At 55.5% G+C, this 19,748-nt stretch carries 15 protein-coding genes and 1 riboswitch; of the genes, 5 read left to right on the top strand and 10 right to left on the bottom strand.

The genetic code is table 11. The features are described from left to right. Positions 1–26 precede the first annotated feature (26 nt). Entirely contained in the window at positions 27–311 is a 285-nt protein-coding gene (locus ELR57_RS09245; RefSeq protein ID WP_126958750.1) for a DUF6171 family protein, read from the top strand. Here ELR57_RS09245 and ELR57_RS09250 read toward each other — a convergent pair. The 6 genes from ELR57_RS09250 to ELR57_RS09275 form a co-directional block, all read right to left on the bottom strand. Further along, on the bottom strand, positions 290–1,768 hold the full coding sequence (locus tag ELR57_RS09250; protein ID WP_126958751.1) for a protein adenylyltransferase SelO: 1,479 nt from the start codon (positions 1,766–1,768) through the stop codon (positions 290–292). The genes ELR57_RS09245 and ELR57_RS09250 overlap by 22 nt on opposite strands. 260 nt (positions 1,769–2,028) lie before the next feature. Next, positions 2,029–2,589 carry a hypothetical protein gene (locus ELR57_RS09255; RefSeq protein ID WP_126958752.1) on the bottom strand — a complete coding sequence of 187 codons (561 nt, stop codon included), beginning with the start codon at positions 2,587–2,589 and terminating at the stop codon, positions 2,029–2,031. A 185-nt stretch (positions 2,590–2,774) separates the two neighbouring features. Then, complete coding sequence (locus tag ELR57_RS09260) at positions 2,775–3,335, bottom strand: hypothetical protein (RefSeq protein WP_126958753.1); 561 nt, start codon at positions 3,333–3,335, stop codon at positions 2,775–2,777. Between the two features lie 36 nt (positions 3,336–3,371). Further along, positions 3,372–11,114, bottom strand: a complete 7,743-nt coding sequence (locus ELR57_RS09265) for a DUF3289 family protein (protein ID WP_126958754.1) — start codon at positions 11,112–11,114, stop codon at positions 3,372–3,374. A gap of 29 nt (positions 11,115–11,143) precedes the next feature. Next, positions 11,144–11,497, bottom strand: a complete 354-nt coding sequence (locus ELR57_RS09270; protein WP_126958755.1) for a hypothetical protein — start codon at positions 11,495–11,497, stop codon at positions 11,144–11,146. Positions 11,498–11,579: 82 nt separating this feature from the next. Beyond that, positions 11,580–11,655: riboswitch (cyclic di-GMP riboswitch) on the bottom strand. 176 nt (positions 11,656–11,831) lie between these two features. Then, a complete protein-coding gene (locus tag ELR57_RS09275; RefSeq protein WP_126958756.1) occupies positions 11,832–12,179 on the bottom strand; it encodes a DUF805 domain-containing protein in 348 nt (115 codons plus the stop codon). A 135-nt stretch (positions 12,180–12,314) separates the two neighbouring features. Here ELR57_RS09275 and ELR57_RS09280 point away from each other — a divergent pair, with 135 nt between their 5' ends. Further along, positions 12,315–13,085: a TSUP family transporter gene (locus ELR57_RS09280; protein WP_126958757.1), complete on the top strand. Its 771-nt coding sequence runs from the start codon at positions 12,315–12,317 to the stop codon at positions 13,083–13,085. Between the two features lie 116 nt (positions 13,086–13,201). Here ELR57_RS09280 and ELR57_RS09285 read toward each other — a convergent pair whose 3' ends face one another. Next, positions 13,202–14,119: a DMT family transporter gene (locus ELR57_RS09285; protein WP_126958758.1), complete on the bottom strand. Its 918-nt coding sequence runs from the start codon at positions 14,117–14,119 to the stop codon at positions 13,202–13,204. 176 nt (positions 14,120–14,295) lie between these two features. Between ELR57_RS09285 and ELR57_RS09290 the strand changes: the two genes are divergently transcribed. Together ELR57_RS09290 and ELR57_RS09295 are read left to right on the top strand one after the other, a co-directional pair. Continuing rightward, a complete protein-coding gene (locus ELR57_RS09290) occupies positions 14,296–15,441 on the top strand; it encodes a winged helix-turn-helix domain-containing protein (protein ID WP_126958759.1) in 1,146 nt (381 codons plus the stop codon). Positions 15,442–15,501: 60 nt separating this feature from the next. Further along, positions 15,502–16,764, top strand: coding sequence for an MFS transporter (locus tag ELR57_RS09295; protein WP_126958760.1), 1,263 nt, complete (start codon positions 15,502–15,504; stop codon positions 16,762–16,764). 46 nt (positions 16,765–16,810) lie between these two features. Here the strand turns inward: ELR57_RS09295 and ELR57_RS09300 are convergent, their stop codons facing one another. After that, complete coding sequence (locus ELR57_RS09300; protein ID WP_126958761.1) at positions 16,811–17,698, bottom strand: AraC family transcriptional regulator; 888 nt, start codon at positions 17,696–17,698, stop codon at positions 16,811–16,813. A 297-nt stretch (positions 17,699–17,995) separates the two neighbouring features. Between ELR57_RS09300 and ELR57_RS28250 the strand changes: the two genes are divergently transcribed. Further along, complete coding sequence (locus tag ELR57_RS28250; protein WP_370452235.1) at positions 17,996–18,091, top strand: putative holin-like toxin; 96 nt, start codon at positions 17,996–17,998, stop codon at positions 18,089–18,091. Positions 18,092–18,382: 291 nt separating this feature from the next. Here ELR57_RS28250 and ELR57_RS09305 read toward each other — a convergent pair whose 3' ends face one another. Together ELR57_RS09305 and ELR57_RS09310 are read right to left on the bottom strand one after the other, a co-directional pair. Further along, a complete protein-coding gene (locus ELR57_RS09305; protein WP_126958762.1) occupies positions 18,383–18,664 on the bottom strand; it encodes a hypothetical protein in 282 nt (93 codons plus the stop codon). Between the two features lie 99 nt (positions 18,665–18,763). Beyond that, positions 18,764–19,624, bottom strand: a complete 861-nt coding sequence (locus ELR57_RS09310; RefSeq protein WP_126958763.1) for a LysR family transcriptional regulator — start codon at positions 19,622–19,624, stop codon at positions 18,764–18,766. Positions 19,625–19,748 lie beyond the last annotated feature (124 nt).

A 19,748-nucleotide genomic window follows, 5' to 3' on the forward strand; every position in this document is an offset into this window, starting at 1 on the left:
GGCACAGAACGAAGGGGGCAAAAGCCATGAGCGGAGCTTGCAAGGGCTGTACGGCGAGCGTGCATCTATCGGATGAGAATATTCGGCGAATGGTGGAGAAGGTCGCGAAGCTGAGCGAGCTCTGCGTGACGGACGACGTCTACGAGCAGAGGCTCGCCAGCTGCGCGGCGTGCCCTTCCCTGCAATACGGCACCACTTGCGCCCATTGCGGCTGTATCGTGCAGGTTCGCGCGAAGCTGAAGGACAAGGGCTGTCCCGCTCCCGGCCGCGAGAATGGCTTCTGGAACGTTCAGGTTCCGCAGAACGTCTGATACGGAAGCTCCGGCTCCTCGGGAAGCGCGGCGTATTCTTCCTGTTCCGCGGAATAAGCGTAAGGCTGGCTCAGAGCAGCAAGCAGCTTGTTCATCACGCTGAAGTCTTCGCGCCCGGCGGCCTCCAAGGCTTCCTCCACGCGATGGTTGCGCGGAATGACCGCCGGATTGGCGCCCCGCATCCGCTCATAAGACGCTTCGAGCGATTCGGGCTGCCGCTTGCGTCTCTCCTCCCAGCGCTCGAGCCAAGCGTCGAATTCCGCGACTCCGGCCAGAGGCGACCGAGCCTGATCGCCCAAGGTCAGCGCACGGAACGTATTCGTGTAGTCCGCCTCGTGCTTCTGCATCAGGCCGAGAAGCTCCCGAACGAGCGCCTCGTCCTGCTCTTCTTCTCCGAAGAGCCCCAGCTTCTCCCTCATTCCGGACATATAGCTCCGAAGATAGAGCTCCGGGAACTCCGAGAGCGTCTCCTCGGCGATCACCACGGCTTGCTCGATATTCTCATGAATCAACGGCAGCAAGGTCTCGGCGAATCTCGCCAGGTTCCAGCCCGCGATCGGAGGCTGGTTGCCGTAAGCATACCGTCCTTGCGTATCGATGGAGCTGAACACGGTCGCCGGATCATAGGCGTCCATGAACGCGCACGGACCGTAATCGATCGTCTCGCCGCTGATCGCCATGTTGTCGGTGTTCATGACGCCATGGATGAAGCCGACCAGCTGCCACTTCGCGATCAGCTTGGCCTGGCGCTTGATGACCTCCTCCAGCAGAGAGAGATAACGACTCTCGTTCCGCTCGATCTCCGGATAATGTCGGCTTATCGTATAATCCGCAAGCGTGCGGACGTCCTCCGTCGTTCCGAAGGCCATCATATATTGGAACGTGCCGACGCGAAGGTGGCTGGCCGCCACGCGGGTCAGGATCGCGCCGGGCAGCGCCGTCTCGCGATAGATGCTCTCTCCGGTCGCCGTGACCGCTAGGCTGCGGGTCGTCGGAATGCCGAGGGCATGCATCGCTTCGCTGATGATGTATTCGCGTAGCATCGGACCGAGCGCCGCGCGGCCGTCTCCCCTTCGGGAATACGGCGTCGGTCCCGAGCCCTTCAGCTGAATGTCCACTCGTTCCCCGGACGGGGTGATCTGTTCGCCGAGGAGATTCGCCCTTCCGTCCCCCAGCCGATTGAAGTGGCCGAATTGGTGCCCGCCGTAGGCTTGGGCCAGCGGACTCGAGCCCTCCAGAATCCGGTTGCCGGCCAGCGCCGCCACCTGCTCCGCGCTCCGCAGCCTCTCGGCGTCCAATCCGAGCGCGGCCGCCACCGGCTCGTTCAGAACGATCAACCTCGGCGAGCGTACCGGCGTCGGATCGACCCGCGCGAAGAAATTGTCCGGCAGCCGCGAATAGCTGTTATCGAAGCGCCAGCCCGCGGCCGCGTCTTGGCTTGCTTGTTCCTCGTTCATCTCTTCTTCTCTCCCTTGTTCATTGGCACCTATGGCGAGTGCCTGATGTACGTTATTTTGTCCAATTGTTCCCTTTGGACAATCTGTTTCGCTCGTATGTGGCCCCGAACACTTTTATTCAAATTCTATCTTATAATCTGTGTCTTTTGTTTTATCAGCTACCGCCTGTACTATCTTTATTTTAGTTGGTTCATCAATCATGACTTCATCGTGTGGCGGCTCCCAGTTCCAGTGATCTTCAAATTCACCTCATCACCCTTTCACTCCACCACCCATGCATGGTACCAATGATCTGTTATCTTCTTTAACTTATAATGCCTTTTTGTATTCAGGGCATTTACAGATTTAGGTTTATGACCGTCTCTTCTGTTTACCAATGAATATAGACCATTTTCGATTCCAAATTCTACTTGGTCCTTTCTAACTCTGATTACGGATAAATATGCCATATCACCCTGATGAAAAGCATTTGCCATTATATTCTCCAAAGATGTTCTCTCTCTTTGGCTCAACGCTGCTTCCACCATAGTTTCAGTCTTGGAATTTTCATAACTAAAATGAACGGATCCATCCGAATTCTCAGTTACAAGTATATAAGAGTCCTTCATTTGACCTTTGCTAAACTCACGATAAGCCAAGTCCGCAATAGTCTGGAAATCGCTTCTATAGGTATCAAAATCCCTTACTCGGTAATCCCAAGTCGACCACAGAAGATTCCCTAATAAAGATTTAAAAACTGCAACTAACACGCTAAATGAAATGATGGCTATCAATAACAATGTAATTATCAATTTAATTAATTTTGTTGTGTTTATTTTCATTCAATCAATCCTTGTTTGGTCGTTTTTAAATGATACATTGTTAGGTATTCATTTTATCGGCAAACCAAGAGGAAAAAGAAAACCACATGGAGTTGTCACACTCGCATGTGGTTTATTAGATAAATTAAGTCTCTATAACTTTATCTTGCATACTTAACAAAAGTCGACGTTGTTCAAACCCCTCTTTAATCTTCTATTACCCTTGCATGATACCAGTGAGCAGATATCTTCTTTAACTTAAAATTATGTGGAGAATTTTTAAATTTAGGTTTTTTACCATTAACTGTATATACCAATGAATAGTGGCCATTTTCTATTTCAAAAGCTACCTCATTTTGTCTAACTCTAATTAAAGATAAATACGCCATATCGCCGTGATGAAAAGCATTTTTCACAATTTCCCCTAAGGAATTTCTCTCCTTTTGGCTCATCGTTACATCAATGAGGTCTTCACTGTTGACCTTTTTATAGTTTAGATTTACTGATCCATCAGGATTCTCTTCAACATTTATATAAGAGCTCTTCATTTGACCTTTGCTAAACTCACGATAAGCCAAGTCCGCTATAGTCTGGAAATCGCTTTTATAGGTGTCAAAGTTTTTTACTTTGTACTCCCAAATTGAGGTATACCACATGATTGTCCCTGGTAAAAAATTATTAAATCCAAGCAACACACTAAATGAGATGATTGCAATCAATAACGATTTAAATAACGATTTATTTATTATTGTTTTTAATAATTTCATTCAATCAATCCTTTCTTGGTATTTATTGATAAACTGTTACAGCTTTTCATCAAACTCAATAATTGTTAGAAAAGGCTTGTGTTTTCCTTTGAATTTTGTGTAATGTTGTAAAATGTACCATGACCTTAAACCTGCCCATCCTATTTGTTGAGTTACGTCCTCTTCATCCAACCCGAAATTATCCCAAAGCTTAAAATGTAATGTCCCACTATACGAAGACCCCTTCTTTTTAACGGATGATAATTTTATATTATTTCCTTCAAATCCATGAATGGTTATTCCATAACCTTTAACTTTACTATCTAAGAATCCATTGAAAGAGGGTTGATTAATCGAATTATCTCTCATTTCTACTACCATTAAAGAATTTTCTCTATTTGCTGCATCATATTTTAATTTGGATGTGTCACCATTGTACTTCTTCAACAATTTCTTGACCGTTTCCTTGATATCGCTAACATACTTCTTAACAGGCCCTTTATTTCGCACTTTATTTGTTAACGTATTGTTTATATATGGAGTACCTGTTCCAGACATGAAATGGTCCACCATGTCCAATGCGATATCTTGCATTCCCCCATAAGAAGTTGTTTTGAATAAATTTTTAACATCATTTAGAAAATTATTTTTATTTTTAAACTTATCATTATATTTCCAATAACCACCTAATATATTCTTTATTTGTTCTTTAGACTTGTCGTTGTATTGCATATCCTCGGGGTTCTCACTTATTGGAGCTTGATAGATTAGCAACGGGTCAGCATCACATTTTTTATCTCCTTCACAGGGCTTATGTCCATTGGGATCGACATATTTTATCGGATTACTACTTACATAAACATACATATTCAAGCTCTGAGGCTTTTCAATCTCACCCTCATAAGTATCCTCAGAGATAAACCGCCCCGGGCGAGGATCGTAGTAACGAGCCTGCAGGTAGTAGTACTGCGTCTTCCGATCCCAGTAGTAGCCAGCGTAGCGATACGGATTCTCTTTAACGAGATCGGTCGTGATGTCTTCAGTCGGATCGACATCTGCCGTATCCATCTCATCCAAGGAGGCCGTGTCGATGCCGGATAAGTCGGCGGCTTCTTCAACGTCGCTGGAAGCTTCGCTATCCGGTAGAGCGTCTTCCTCTGTAGCTGCAGTGACCGAATCGGATTCCGTGGCGGAAGGAGTTGCGGACTCTTCAGCAGAAGCGCCCTCGAACGACTGAATCCGAACAGAAGTCTTGTTGCCGTTGCCCCTGTTGTTATCTTTGCCGCCGCCTTCTCCGTTGCCGACGCCGTTGTTGCCTTTGTTATTGCCGTTGCCGGTATCGTTGTTCTGGCCGTTGCCCGGTTCATAGTCCGGCACGGTGTTGCCGTTCTCGTCTTCAGGACCTTGGAGAGAGCCCGGGCTGCCGTTGCCGGAGCCGAGGTCGCCGATCCAGCCGATGCCTTCGCGTACCCGCTCGCCGTAACGGTTGTACATGCGGGTGACGACGCCCCAGGCATCGTATTCGTAGCGGGCGGCGACGTTGCCGTTCTTGTCCGTCAGAGCGACGACATCCCCGTGTCCGTTGTACACGTACCAGAACGTTTGTCCCTTGAACGTGATGGACAGCGGGCGGTCGTTCGCGTCATAGGTGTAGGACTTGGACGATTCACTGTCTCCGTCCCCGTTCACGACTTCCTCGGTAATCGCCCACGTATCGCCCTTGTAGTGGTAAGTTGTCGTCTGCTGCGAGTTGCCTTTATGGTTGAAGTCCGTCTTGGTCACGCGGCGGCCCAGCATGTCGTACGTATACTTCTCGCCGAATCCGTCCGGGAAGGTGATCTTCGTCAGTTGGCCGCGAGCGTTCCATTCGTACTTGCTTCGACCGTCAGTGAGCACGTTCCCCGCATCGTCGTACTTGTAATCGTAATCCTCGTAGCGGATCAGGTTCTCCCGATGGACAAGCTGATTGCGCGAGTTATACTTATAGTTCGTGCCGATGACGGTGTAACCCTTGCCGACTTCGCGGATTCGCTCGAACAGCTTGGTCTGTTCGCCCGGCGGCAGGTTCACTTCTCCGTTAACGATATTGTCGATAGCGGCCAGGATGTGCTCGATCTTGCCCGTCTCGAACAAGGTTTCGATGCTGAGGCTCGTGTCCGAATTCCCGGCAGTTCCCGTAGATGAGCCGGACTCGGAGCTGCTTCCGAACAGCTTGTCCAGCTTCTTGTACAGCCCCATCTTCTTGCCGTTGCCATTCTCGAGCGCCTTCAGCCAGCCCGGGGACTTGCAATCTCCGGAGGAGCTGCCTTTATTCCCGTTACCGTTTCCGTTACCGTTTCCGTTACCATTGCCGTTTCCGTTTCCGTTTCCGTTACCATTTCCATTGCCGTTACCCTTACCGTTGCCGTTGTTGGCAGCAATGAAGTTCATGTCCGTCGAAGCGATCTTGCCCTCAACGAAGGATGTTTTCTTGCCATTGCCATTCCCGTTACCGTTGTTTCCGTTACCGTTGTTGCCATTGCCGTTTCCGTTATTACCATTACCGTGATTGCCGTTATTGCCGTTGTTGCCATTCCCATTGTTCGCCTTGCAGGAGCTAACGTCGCCGGAACCGGATTCCGAAGAGCCGGAGGAATCGTCGGAGCGTTCCTCCTCGTCCTTGTCCGGCATCGGCTTCATTCCATAAGAAGCGAGAACGAGCTCGAGCAGCTTGTCGGCCGTGATGACTTCGTTCTTGTCTTCAACCGCGCCTTGAATGGTCGTCTTCCGGACGGTACGGTTGCCGGCCTTGTCGTATTCGTACTGCATAACGTCGCCTGCCGGCGTCACGACGCGTTCCAGCTGCTCGCTATCGTTGTAGACGTAAGAAGAGGATTTTCCCTGCTCCTTCGAGTCCGTGATGAAGTCTCGCGCATTGTAGCCGTACCCACTCGCTTGCAGCTCGGCATTCGCGCGATACGTGTTCTTCGTCTCAATGAGGTGCCCCGGCAGGTAGTCGGTGGACGTTCTCGTCCCGTTCGGGTAGAGAATGCCCGTGACGTAGCCGTCCGCATCGTATTCGTACGTGTACTTGTTGTTGTTCTCGTCGACGTATGTCAAAGGGCGGCCGGTCGGGTCGCCGACGATCTCGACTCTCTTGCCGTTGACGATCTCGGCGGACTTCTCGCCGTTCTCGTTGTATTCGTATACGATGGTATCCCCGTTCGGATACGTCGCCATCTTCAATTGGTTGTTGTCGTAATACTCGTACGCAATCGTGCCTTCCTCGCTGGAGCGAGTCAGCACGTTGCCGGCATTATCGTAGGTATAAGAGGTCCAAGTGCCGTCGCTGTATTCCTCCCGCGTCTTGCGGTTCATGAAGTCGTACTGATAACGGATGGACGTGCCGCCCGGCTTGGCTTCGTACAGCAGATTGCCGTTCGCGTCGTACTCGTACTCGAACGTATCCTGTCCGGATTCCGGACGAACGACGACCTTCTGCACGCGGCGTCCAAGCTCGTCATAGTCGTAGGAGGTCAACTGAGTGTTGCCGTCCTGTTGGCTCGTGCGGTTCAGCTCCGCATCGTAGGTATACGCTGTCTTCGCCTGCGGCTCGGTTACGGCAGTCAGGCTGTCCCGATTATCATAGGCATAGGAGGTCGTGCCGTAAACCGGCTTGGTCTCCGCCAACTGATTGCCGACCGAGTCGTATGCGTACGAATAGCTGCCCTTGTTGGCCGTCGTCCTCGAGATCATCCGGCCCGCTTGGTCGTACTCGTACTGCGTCGCTTCCTTCAAGCGGTTGAATTCCGTCTTCGTACGGCCGTCCAGATCCAGGTCGAACCGGAGGACCTCGCCGTTGGCGTCCTTCTCCTGAAGCACATTCCCGCGATAGTCGTATGCCCACTCGGTATCTCGTCCAAGCGGACGACGCTCCGCGGTCCGGAAGCCGGCAGGGCTGTATTCGCTGCGCACCCAATGGCCTACGGCGTCCGTCTCCTGCGTCAATTGGCCTTCCGAGTCATAGCCATAGGTCGAAGTATGGCCGTTGCCGTCGGTCAGGGCAACGATCAGCCCCCGCGGGTCGTATTGGTACGACATCGCGATCTGGTCGCCCAGCATGGACGGATTCGCATAGTGGATCTCTTGCGTCTGGCTTCCGTTCGCATCGTAGACATAGCGAATCACATTGCCGTTCGGATCCTTCTCCAGCGCGACATTGCCGGCTCCGTCGTACACATAACGGGTGAGCGACGAGACGTTCGCTTCGTTCAGGCTCGTCGTTCCTTCCCGGTAGCTGATGATTTCGGTCTCCCGGCCGTTCAAGTCATACCGATATTCCATGATATTGCCGAGCCCATCCAGCGAGATGCGGACATTGCCGGCCGTATCATAGACGCTGACTTCCTCGCTGCCGTCGGGTTGAATCGTCTTCACCGTACGGCCCATAGCGTCATAGCCGTAGTACGTGCTGCGTTCGGTCACTTGTTCTCCGGCTTTGTTGCGTTCGGTAAGCTGCTTCAGCTGTCCGTGAGCATCATAGGAATACAGCGAGACCAGTCCCGACGGGGAAGTCGACTGCTTAAGATCGCCTTCCGGCGTATAAACGTTGGTCGTAGTCGCCCATTCGCTTCCGTTTAATTGCCGGCGTTCCTCAAGCGTGTTCCCCCACGCATCCGTCTTATACTGGATCGTCTGCGTCGCTCCCGAACGGTCGACCTCCTCGATCCGCTCGGACAGGCGGCCGTAAGCGTCCGTATGATAAACAATCTTCTGGCCTTCCTCGTTTACGCTCTCGGTCGCATTGCCGAAAGCGTCATACGCGGAAGAGGCAGTCTCTCCGGCTTCCGTTACCGTCTTGATAACCGCTCCGTTCGCATCGTAAGAAGCCTGGCGCGTATAAACGACGGCTTGACCGTTCTCGTCCGTCGCCGGAATCTTTATCGTCACCGTGCGGCCCGAATAACCGTATTCCGTGACCTGGCCGTTGCCATCCGTCGAGCGAATCAGCCGGCCCAGCTTGTCGTACTCGCTCTTCGTGCTGGATAGAATCTCTTGCCCATCGTAGAGCTTATCAGGCGTTCCCGTCCCGAGGGCGACACCGTTCCAGGCCGGAACCGGCCCTCCGGCCGACGTCTCCTCGACGTTGCCGTTGCCGTCGTAGACATAGCGAACCCAGGCGCCTTCGGGATCCTTCTGTTCGACAACCCTTCCCGCGCTATCGTAACGGTAAGAGGCAATGGCCGTCTGTTCGGCAGCCGAACCGGGGCTTACGGTCATCCCGTCTGGGAAAACAGGCTTGATCGTCGTTTTCTGCTGAATGACCCGGTCCCATAGATCATAAACGTACTCGGTACGGCCTCCGTCAGCCGCCGCGACCGCCGATTGGCGGCCCGCCTCGTCGTATTCGTACGAGGTGATGCGATTGTCCGGCGTCACGGTAGAAGCAACGACTTGGCCGGCCAGGTTGTACGCCGTCGCGGTCGTCTCCCCGCGCGAATCCGTGTGCTTCACCACCAGCCCTCGGTTATCGTAGACGTAGGACTCCGAGATTTTCCCCGTCGCGCCTGCTTCCAGCGGAACCGTCTCCTGAGTCAGAACGTTCCCCGCTCCGTCCAGGGTATAAGTCGTCTTCGTAAGGTCGTCCGATTGCTCGACCAGATGGCCGCCGTCGTCATAACGATACGCGCTTCGAATCGCCTTCTCGGCATCGTTCTTATCCGTCTGAACATGCTCGATCACGCGGCCCCAAGCGTCATACTTGAAGTCCTCGACAAGGCCCGTCGGGCCTTCCCGGTGCGTCACCCAACCGACGTCATTAAACGCGGATACGGTCTTCGCCTCGTCAGAAGTTCCCGCATCGACGATCGCTTCGGTTGCATTCCCAAGTTGGTCGTTCGTATAGGAAGTCCTCGTGCCATCAGACGTTAGGAAGCCGTTCGCGTCATACGTATAAGCGAAAACATTGTTCTCGCCGTCCGTGCGACGAGTCAACAGCCCTTTGTCGTTATACTGCTCCTTCGTAACGATCTTCTGGAACGGATTGATGCCGGCCGGATCGATCGCCGACGTCGTCGTGGTCTTGGAGAGGAGCTTGCGTCCATCCTTGACGTAATCGTAGGCGACTTCGTAGCCGCCGGGTCCCTTCTCGCGGAGCAGGTCCATCTGATCGTCGTACTCGTAATGAAGGATTCGGCCGGACGAACTCCGCTCGGCCTCGACCAGATCGTGATCATTGTACCGATAGCGCTGCTCGCGGCCCAGAGGATCGGTTACGGAGACGAGATTGTTCGCGCTGTAGGCATACTTCGTGATCGCCGGCTTCTCGCCCTCCGGAGTAAGAACCTTCTCTTCATGCTCGGTGAGACGATTAGCGCTATTCCAGCGAAGCGTATATTCGCCGAGGGGCTGGGCGACCGTCGCCGAGCCGTTCCCGTACTGCACGCCCAAGAACTCTTCCTTCTGATCCTGCTTGCGCTTCATGCTCAAACGGGTTACGCGGTTCCGGTCATCGTACGTCCAGCCCGTGACGACGGAGTCCTTCGTGATCCCGGTTCCGCTGCGGTTGTTGTCCCCGTTCTCGACGACGGAGGTCACCCGATGCGCATCGTCGTAGGTAAAGCGGGTGATCTTCTGGGACGGCTCCCGGTAGCCGACGAATTCGCCGTCCTCGTTGTACATGAAGAAGAATTTCTTCTTCGGGCTGCTGGCCGTATTGCCGATCCCGTCCAAGTCGGACATGACGGTCGACTTCAGCTCGCCGGTTCCGCTCTCGTAGTTGAACAGCACCTCATGATTGTTCGTATCGTGAACCGACTCGATCCGAAGATCCCGGCCGTAAGAGGTTTGAATGCCCGTCCACTCGAAGTAGATCTCGTTATAATATCGGTCCTGGATCATCCAGAACCGGCCGTCGTTCTTGAAGCGGTAGCGGAGCTGATCCGGCCACTCCATCACGAACGCGTTGAGATCGAGCGGATTGCTCTCATTCGGGTCCATCGTCAGATGCGGATAATATTGCTGCTGGCCGTTCGCATAAGTCACATACTCGTTCCCGCTGGGCTTGAACCAATAAAGCGTCCCATCGAAGCCCTGCCAGGTGATGTCCCCCGTCGCCCACTTGGTCAGCCTGGAGTCCAGATTGAAGCTCCAGCCGTAGCCTAACGAGCTCTTCATCCGGTTCTGGTGGTTGTAGGTAAAATAAATGTCCAGATCGACGCCCGGCCCCTGCTGCGTGAAGCCTTCGAACGTCTGCGTCCCATTGCCCGTCGCCAGATTGATGCGGACGTTCCGGTCCGCCACGGTTGCTTCCGCGTTCGGAATGGAGGCCTCCGTACCGGTCCCCGGCATCAGTGGATCGGCCGGCAGCTTCTCCTCGCGCTTATTGCCCGCGGCATCCGTCAACGTGACGACCAGATCTCCCGAGCCATTCGGCTTGACGGACAAAGCGGCGAGCATCGGTCCGTCCGTCCAGCTCTTGGAGGCTTGTCCGACTCCCGTTACCGATACCGACTTCAAGCCCGATACGTAATCCTTGGCCTCGACGGCGACTCGATCGCCCATCGGGACAATGCCGACCAGTTCGGGAGCCGTGCGATCCAGCGCGACCAGCTGATATTCCTGGTCGTAGGCGGGTGCCGTGAGCGCCTTCTTCGTTGGCGCACCGCCTTCTGCTTCAGGCGGCAGCTCAAAGGTAACCTGCGGCGCTGTCGCTTTGATTTTCCAATAATAGTTGCCGTCCGGAATGAGGTTGCCCTCCGCATCCTTGCCGTTCCACTTGAACGAGTTCAGGCCGCTGCTGTCCTTATGGTCGCTGAGCAAGGTGTAAATCTCGCTGGTCTGAGCATCCTTCAGCTCAGCGTCATCGATCCCGCGGAGGATGGGAAGTACGCGGCCGTATCGCCCATCTTCAGGTAAGCCCCGCCTCCGCCCATCCGATCATCCGGCTTCTCCGGGTGCTCCTCCAGCACCTGGTCGCCGGTGAATTGATAGTACTGCGGAGTCTCGGTAAGATCCTCCCCGTCCTTCCATTGCTCCTGCTGCTGCTCCTGCTTCAGGCTTGCGGCTATCGCATCCCAGCCTTTGGCCAGAGCCGAGCCGGCTTCATTCGCCGCCTCCGCCCATACGGCCCCCGGCGCTAAACCCAGGAGCAAGCTCGCGATTACCGCCGAGGCTACTCCCTTATTGAATCTTCTTTTCCCCATTCTGCTCCCGCACGAGACAACAAAAAAAACCGCAACGCCAATAAGCGTGCGGCTTCCTATTCAAGGCAGCTCAAACAAGCGCTTCGGCGGTCTGGCGATCCGACGTGGGACCCATGACTTTGCGTCCCCACCTTGCGATGGGTTTGCCTTTTTCGGTTAAACTTCGTTGAGTCTTCGTTTCTATCTGGGACAAATTTACTTTTATTATAGCGATTTATGGGGACTTGAGTAGTATATTGTGGAAAAATAGTCCAAAAGGAGGGGGTTGAAGCCGAGAACTAAAAGAAGCCGTCCCTTGGAGGAACGGCTTCCGGTATCGCAGCGTTATCGCTTCTTATCCGACGAATTTCGGATTCGGCCCATGGTCATTGTCCGCGTCGCTGTCGGTGCACCAGAAGACCAGCAGCACGATCGCGCCGATGAGAGGAATCAGGCCGATGAGCAGCCACCAGCCGCTTCTCCCGATGTCATGCAGCCTTCGCACGGAGACCGCCAGGTTGGGGATCAGGATCGCCAGGCTGTACAGATCCTGCAGCGCCCTCCCCGTTCCCGTAATGCTCCCGATAATCGCAAGGGCAAGCCCGATGATGAAGTTGATCAGCAAGAACATCCAGAATTCCTTGCGCCGCGCCCTCCCGCTAAAGACGGCATAGTTCTTCAGGACCTTCAGGTACCATTCCATGAGATCGCTCCTTATTAGGAAAAAGTGGTATTGTCCTTACCGATAAACTATGAAGGAGCGCAGCTCCCGATTCTCATTTTACTCTATTTCTGCGACAATAGATGCACTTAAGCGGAAAGGGCGTCTACCTCATCTATGGAACTCACTTGGGAGATTGTGCTTCTGGTCGCGGCGGGAGGCTTCCTCGCCGCGTTTATCGATTCCGTCGCGGGAGGCGGCGGCTTGATCGCCGTCCCCATCCTGCTGACGGCGGGGCTTCCTCCCCACCTGGCGCTCGGCACCAACAAGCTGGCCGGAACGTTATCCTCTCTGACCAGCACTCTGACCTTCCTCCGGTCCGGGCACTTGGACTGGAGGAGCACGGGCAAGCTCGTGCCGCTGACGGCCATCGGGGCGGTCGGAGGTGCCTTGCTTATGCAGGAAGTATCGTCCGACTGGATGCGGCCGATCATCGTCGTCATGCTGACCGCCGTCACTCTTTATACGCTGCTGAAGCGCGACTGGGGCGCGATGCGCGCCGGATCGGCGGAGCTTGCGCCGTCTCGCGCAGGCCGTCTGGGTCTAGCTGCGGCCGCTCTCCTGCTCGGCGGCTACGACGGCTTCTTCGGGCCGGGAACCGGCTCGTTCCTTATCTTCGCCTTCTTGCTGATGGGCCTCGACTTCGTGCAGGCGGCCGGCAACGCGAAGCTGCTGAACTTCACCAGCAACCTCGCGAGCCTCGCCGTGTTCCTCCTGCTCGGACAAGTCGCCTTCGGCATCGGCCTTGTCATGGGCGCAGCCATGGTGGCCGGCTCCTTGGTCGGGTCTCGCGTCGCGATCAAGAGCGGCGTCCGCTATGTTCGGCTGCTCTTCCTCTCGGTCAGCGCGGTGCTGATTGCCCGGCAGATTTGGCTTCTCGTGGAATAATGTTCAATATTATCTCCACTGAAATGAACCTTGGTCCGGTATCCCTTGTCTATTCGTTTGAGGCGATCATAATAAGAAGACCCGCAGCCTCCTATCGGAGCGCCCGCGGGTCTTGTTCAATTATAGCGCCTTTGCCGCAATCCACGAATCGAAGGAAGCTGGGGAAGGAGCATCCCCGCCAGCATGAAGACGCAGCCCAGCACCCCCCGCACGCCGAGCTGCTCGTCCAGGATCAAGAAGCCTCCGAGCGCCGCGAACACCGACTCCGTGCTCAGAATGATGGCCGCCTGCGTCGGATGGGCGTCTCGCTGTCCGATGATCTGCAGCGTATAAGCGATCCCCACCGAACAAACCCCGCCGTAGAGGAGGGGGATCCACACGTTCGAGACGCCGTCCAGGGTGATCGTCTCGGTCGCAAGAGCCGCGATCCAGCTAAGGACGGCGCAGACGACCGTCTGGAACAGCGACAGCTTGAGCCCGTCCGCGGTCTGGGACAGCTTGTCGATCAGCAGGATGTGCAAGGACCAGAAGAAGGCGCCGGCAAGCGCGTACAGATCGCCGCGATTCAGCGACAGATCGTTCGTCACGCAGAGCAGGTAGAGGCCCACGACCGCCACGATCGCCCCGAGCACGCTGTTGAGAGCCAGACGCTGCTTCAGGAACAGGCCGAGGAACGGCACGATGACGATGTAGAGCCCCGTTACGAAGGCCGCCTTGCCGGCGGTCGTGTACACGAGCCCGATCTGCTGAAGGGAAGAGCCGGTGAATAGAATCAGCCCCGCCAAGACTCCTCCTAACGTTCCTCTGCGCAGCTCCGCTTTTCCCTCCGATCGCGAAGCCTTGCCTGTCTTCTTCTTATTCAAAAAGTAGATAAGCGGAAGGAGCGACGCCGCGCCGAGCATGAACCGGATAGCATTGAACGTGAACGGCCCCATGTGAGACATGCCCTCTCGCTGAGCGACGAAGGCGAAGCCCCAGATGCAAGCCGCAAGGAGCAGCAGCAGATTGGATTGCAGACGTTTAACGGGAATCATAGGACGGGTTCTCTCCTGCCGACGGATAATGCGTGCATTTTCCTCAGTTTAGTTGCCAGCAGGCTCTAATTCAATTGGAAAAAAACTCGAAGCTCAACGCGCTTGCTTTCCCTTCCCGTCCGTGCCATCATCTCTAAATAGAAGATTAATCGGACTTGAACGGCGGGAGGCTCGCCATGATCGCTTTTGATTCGGATACCTACCAGGTCGCCTATGCGAGTGAGAGCATTGCGCTGCTTCCGAAGGAATTCGCTCTGCTGCGTTACTTATATGAGAATGAGGGGCGTTCCTTCACGCGGGAACAGCTGCTGGACGCCGTCTGGCCTTTGGAGGCGCCGACCGACCGGACCGTGGACGACCATATCTATCGCATCCGCAAGAGAATCGCAAGGTGGTCCCATCTGCTGACCATCGAGACCGTCCGCGGGCAAGGTTATAGGCTGAAGAGACAGGACCGGGCACGGACGGCAAGCCCCCTGCTTGGCGACGAGGCATTCGCGGAGGACGTAAGCCGGATGCTCTCCAAGTATCACGGCATGGGAATGGGGGCCGCGCTCCAGCTGCTGACGGCGAATAAGGAAACCCTCGGATTGCCAGGCGATTCGTATTACGACGTCTATGTTCATTTTGTTCGCGGGGACTTCGGGTGGCTGCTCGAGACTTCTCTGATGGAAGATTGGGAGAAAACGGCCTATGCCGCTTTCATTCACGCGACGGTTCAATCCAGTCCAAGCAACTCCGTGCCTTATTTCGAGAAGCTGGTCGCCCGAAGCAAGGAACAATCGATGCCGGCTCATTGGTTATACGATCTTCGGCTGGCCCTTATCGCGCTCTATCAGGAATCGGGCATGCGGGAGCGTGCCCGCGAGGAGATCGAAGCGAATCGTCCGGAGATGGCGGCGCTTCAATCGCCCAGCTTCATGGCCATCTACCTGCTGAGGGAGATGCAATCGTTCTTGCTTGAGGGCAGCCGCGACAAAGCGGAGGCCAAGCTGAAGGAGTGCGAGGAGCTGCTGGAGCGTCACCCGATCCAGCGCGAGCGCGGGGCGTTCCTGGTCGCGAAGGCCATCCTCCTCTATGACCAAGGGGAGATTCCCGCCGCCAGACGAACCTTGGACGAGGGCATCGAGACGTTAAAGCACACCTATTTTGTTCCTCACCTGATCGCCAACGTGAATGCCATTCTGCATTATCTGGAGAAAAAAGCCTGCGACGAGAGTTATCAAGCCCAATATGAGCGGCTGTGGCACCAGTTGGCGGAGCAATACGGGTTCGAGAAGCTGCGGAAGGCCGCCGAGCGGTGGCTGGACCGCCATCTCTGATCATTCTCTGACAATCCCCTGTTACGCTGTCTGCAAAGACTCGATTCAGGGGGTTTTCTCATGTTAAAGCGCAATCGCTCCTTCGCCAAGATGTTCGTGGCCTACGGCCTATCCGCCTTCGGCGACTACCTGGACTTCATGGCCGTCACGATTCTGCTGGGCTTCGCTTGGAAGGCCGACGCGATGACGATCGCGCTCGTTCCGCTCACCTTCGCCGTGCCCGGCATCCTATTCGGGCAAGCGGCCGGCATTCTGGCGGACCGCTGGAACAAGCGGAACCTGATGATCGCCGCCGACCTGATCCGCGCCTTCCTCACCGCGCTCCTTATCTTCGCGCCTAACGAGTGGACGCTGCTCGGACTGCTTACGCTGCGTTCCTCCATCCGCACGTTCCATTATCCCGCCCAGCAGGCGATGACCCGGAACGTCGTCGGTCCCGATCAGCTGCTTCAAGCGGTCTCGCTGAACGGCTCCGTATTCCAGCTGTCCAAGATCCTGGGTCCGCTGCTCGGCGCGTCCATCGCCGCCGCGTTCTCTCCCTCCGGCTGCATGGCGATCAATGCCGTTTGCTATATTCTATCCGCGCTTCTGCTCGTTTGGATTCCCCCCAAGCACGGAATCTCGGACAGGTCCGTTGGTTCCATCGATGCGCAGCCGACCGAGATGACAGCCCCTTCCCGCTTCGGCGACGTCTGGAAGGAAGGCTGGCGGATGCTCCTGCGCAGCCGGCTGCTGCTCGCGAGCGTCGGCTTCTGCCTGGTCGGCCTGTTCGGGATCCAGCTCATCGATGCCCAGATCGCCGTCCTGCTGCGAGAGATCGCCCCCGACCGGCCGGAGCTCATCGGCTGGCTCGTCACCGCGATCGGCGCCGGCGGCCTCGCGGGCGTCGCCTGGCTGCACCGCTACCGCGAGCTTCGCGCCTATGGCTGGCTGCTCGGCGGAGGCTTGGCGCTGATCGGCCTGATGTTCGCCGCCGCCGGCCTGCAACGGCCGGACAGCCCAATCGGGCTCCTTCTTCTCGCCTGCTTCGTCGGCGGGGTCGGAACCGGCTTCACCTCCACGGGCATGACCTACATTCTGCAGAAGGAGACGCCGCCGGAATCGATCGGCCGGGTCAGCGGCATCTTCGACTCCTTGAACAGCGTCGTCTTCATCGTCGCTCCCTTAACGGGAGGCGTTCTAATCGGATGGCTGGGGGCTCCGAATACTTTTCTGGCTGCGGGATGGATGGTTGGGGGAATTGGCTTGTCAGGTATCTTCTTGCGGAGGCTGCTGTGGGGAGTGAAGAAGGGGGTAGAGAGTATGGCCGCGGATCAGCCATAAGGTCGCCCCAAGCACTCTGCCTAGTTGAGCAAACCGTTATCCTGCCTTATTTCACTTCGGAGAGCTTGCGCACGACCGGTATCCAGATCTCGCTTCGGTACGTTGGCGAAGACGTATCCCTCGATTCGTTCCAGAGAATCTCCGGCCCCGGCGCCAGCTCATATCCGGAGGTCGGGAACCACTCGGAGTAGATGCGTCCCCATACATTCTGCAACGTGCTTGGAAAAGGCCCGACTGCTTCGAACACGGCCCATGCGGATGGGGCAACCTCCAATTGCTTCAAGTGAGGAGGGCACTCTTCGGTCGTCGCTGCTCCGATATAATGGTCCAGCTCTCCCCGCTCCTCCATGCGGCCCTCGTCGAAGTTCACGGACGCGCTGACGATCCCGCTCGGCTCCGTGTTCGACAGCTCCTTGAGCAGTCTGATCGTGTCCATGTCCAGGCTCGCCCACAAGGCGGCTATCTCCGGATTGACCCCCTCGAAGACGATCGGTACTCTCCTCCCGATGCCGACGATCCTGAAGGCTCCCTTGTTCACCACGCGATAGTTCATTTCGCTTCCTCCCCGTATCGATAGTTGGAAGGTCATGGGCGGATAGGCCTTCAGCGAACGGCCGCTGCCGCGGGCTTCGGTCGGCGTCATGCCGTGCAGCAGCTGGAACGCCCTCGCGAACGAGTCAGGCGACTCGTACCCGTACTTCAGCGCCACGTCGATCACTTTAAGGCTGCTTCCCTGAAGCTCGAGCGCCGCGAGAGTCAGCCTTCGGCGGCGCACGTATTCCGACAATGGAATCCCGGCCAGGAACGAGAACATCCTCTTGAAGTGGTATTCGGAACAAAGCGCCCGCCTTGCAACCTCTTCATAATCGATCTCGCCAGCCAGGTTCTCTTCGATGTACCTCAGCGCGCCGTTCATATGCTTCAGCGAATCCATTATTCGACCTCCTCTACCCTTAGGGTAACGGTAATTCGAAGAGGCCGTCCTGCAATCCGTGCACCGATCTGCAGCCTGCCTTTATCGCAGTTATATCATCTAGATGCCTTCCGGCTTGCGGGCGGGCCTGGTTTATTCGTCAACGGGATCGGCTCATTGGCGTAATCTGTCGGAAGATGTTGCGGAGAAGAGTGGTTATTTCGAACGATTGAACGTTGGAAGCGTTAACGTTATGATTATTTTGTACAATTGAATGCCTTGGGTGGGCATGGTGTCCCTTCGAAAGGAGGTGATGCCATGGATCTAAAAGACGCAATCCTCATCATGATCAGTTTCGCATCCTTTGTTATTGCTCTTTTAACTTACATCGCTAACAACTATAAGCGAAAGTAAAAAACCCACCCCAAGGATTCCAGCCAAAGGTGGGTTCTTCGTTCCCTATCGCTTGAAGGGACATCCCATCCAAGCCGATTGTACGCGGGCCGAGTGTTACCAGCACTCGGTCTTTCTTTTGCCATTCTAGCATATGCGGGTAGCGGAAGACAATTGCCTGAGTCCCTTGAATGCAGGTTTTCATTTCGGGTAACATCGAATTTGCAACCCTTTCGGCCGTGATGGATCATTGGAACAGCGAAGCCCCCGGCATCCGGCGCCGGGGGCTTCGTTCGGTCTCCCAATCCTTATTTACAGCTTCGCGCGGATGTCCTTCAGGTACTTGATGACAACGGCCAGTGCCCCCAGGTAATAGCCGACCTTCACGATCCAGCCCGTCTCGTCCATAGACGATATCCCCGCCAGCACGAGCAGCGGCAGCACGCCATAAACGATGTCTTTCAAATAGCCCAGCACCGGTTCGTTCGTCAGCTTGCCCCCCTTCAGCACCAGGAACATATCGACCAGAAAGTCAACGGCCATCGCTCCCAGCACGATCCACAAGGCCACTTCCATCCAATGCGTCAGCATCATGAACGGATCCTCCTCCCCTCGTCGAGTAAATAACGTCCTATCCACAAGATATGCTGTCGAAGACAAGCCGGATACGGACAGACAAGGAGATGGAACCGCTTATTCTGCCGAGCCGATTCCCAGCAGTCGGAGTCCAAGCCGAACGCTTGCATGGTCTCTCTTCTCCGTCAGGTAGCTTGCGTATGCCTTAACGGGAGGAGGCGGCTCCTCCAGAGGCAGCCGGAACAGCCGCCGATCGTCCAAGTAAGGCTGAGCAATGGAGCGAGGCAGGAATCCGAATACGGACCCTTGCAGCAGCAGCGTCAGCAGGATCGTCGAATGGTCCAGGGCAAGCGAAGGAATGTAGCCGGAACCGACAATGCCCGCGAACCACTGCGGAAACGAAGCTCCCCACTCGATATGGCAGTAGTCGGGAGAATAGAAGTCCGCCTTCCCCGCCGCCCCCTTCTCCTCTGCCGACACCAGAAGGATCTCGTCCTCGTACAGCAGCTGCCGCGACACCTTCGGATGATCGGGAGGATCGTACCGAATCGCCACATGAACGGTTCCGTCCAGCAAGAGATCGTGGATCATATAACCCGGGTCGATATCGCTCAGGAATTTGATCGCGGTCTTCGGATGCTCCCGGCGAAAAGAAAGAAGGCGCTCCAGATAGCGGTAATGCCAGACGGCACCCGGTCCGCTCATGATCAGATAATCTTCATATTGCTCGGACAGCGTCGTCTTGCTCTCCTCGAACAAGCGCAGCATCCTCTCCGCGTAAGGCACAAAGGCGCTTCCCGCTTGAGTCAGGGAGACGTTCCGGTTGTCGCGATCGAACAGCGTTCTGCCGATCTCGGCCTCCAGCGCCTTGATTCTCGCCGTAACGGCGGACTGGGAGATATGCAGATGCTCGGCCGCTTTCGTGAAGTTAAGGGTATGGCATACCGCCAGGAAGGCTTCCAAGTGAGATAAATCCATTCGCCGCCCCCCCCAATCATTCGTATTTCGAATTAATCCAATAAATAAGATTCGTTATACAAATTATACTTCCGCCTTTATGATCGAGCTATACGGTTGTTTGAAGATCATCCGAATAAAGGCA

The sequence above is a fragment of the Cohnella sp. AR92 genome (genome assembly GCF_003990975.1).
Classification (GTDB): Bacteria; Bacillota; Bacilli; order Paenibacillales; family Paenibacillaceae; genus Cohnella.

Coding starts and splice junctions, on each gene's coding strand:
- ELR57_RS09245 (WP_126958750.1), top strand. CDS start 27: ATGAGCGGAGCTTGCAAGGGCTGTACGGCGAGCGTGCATCTATCGGAT.
- ELR57_RS09250 (WP_126958751.1), bottom strand. CDS start 1,768: ATGAACGAGGAACAAGCAAGCCAAGACGCGGCCGCGGGCTGGCGCTTC.
- ELR57_RS09255 (WP_126958752.1), bottom strand. CDS start 2,589: ATGAAAATAAACACAACAAAATTAATTAAATTGATAATTACATTGTTA.
- ELR57_RS09260 (WP_126958753.1), bottom strand. CDS start 3,335: ATGAAATTATTAAAAACAATAATAAATAAATCGTTATTTAAATCGTTA.
- ELR57_RS09270 (WP_126958755.1), bottom strand. CDS start 11,497: ATGGGGAAAAGAAGATTCAATAAGGGAGTAGCCTCGGCGGTAATCGCG.
- ELR57_RS09275 (WP_126958756.1), bottom strand. CDS start 12,179: ATGGAATGGTACCTGAAGGTCCTGAAGAACTATGCCGTCTTTAGCGGG.
- ELR57_RS09280 (WP_126958757.1), top strand. CDS start 12,315: ATGGAACTCACTTGGGAGATTGTGCTTCTGGTCGCGGCGGGAGGCTTC.
- ELR57_RS09285 (WP_126958758.1), bottom strand. CDS start 14,119: ATGATTCCCGTTAAACGTCTGCAATCCAATCTGCTGCTGCTCCTTGCG.
- ELR57_RS09290 (WP_126958759.1), top strand. CDS start 14,296: ATGATCGCTTTTGATTCGGATACCTACCAGGTCGCCTATGCGAGTGAG.
- ELR57_RS09295 (WP_126958760.1), top strand. CDS start 15,502: ATGTTAAAGCGCAATCGCTCCTTCGCCAAGATGTTCGTGGCCTACGGC.
- ELR57_RS09300 (WP_126958761.1), bottom strand. CDS start 17,698: ATGGATTCGCTGAAGCATATGAACGGCGCGCTGAGGTACATCGAAGAG.
- ELR57_RS28250 (WP_370452235.1), top strand. CDS start 17,996: ATGGATCTAAAAGACGCAATCCTCATCATGATCAGTTTCGCATCCTTT.
- ELR57_RS09305 (WP_126958762.1), bottom strand. CDS start 18,664: ATGATGCTGACGCATTGGATGGAAGTGGCCTTGTGGATCGTGCTGGGA.
- ELR57_RS09310 (WP_126958763.1), bottom strand. CDS start 19,624: ATGGATTTATCTCACTTGGAAGCCTTCCTGGCGGTATGCCATACCCTT.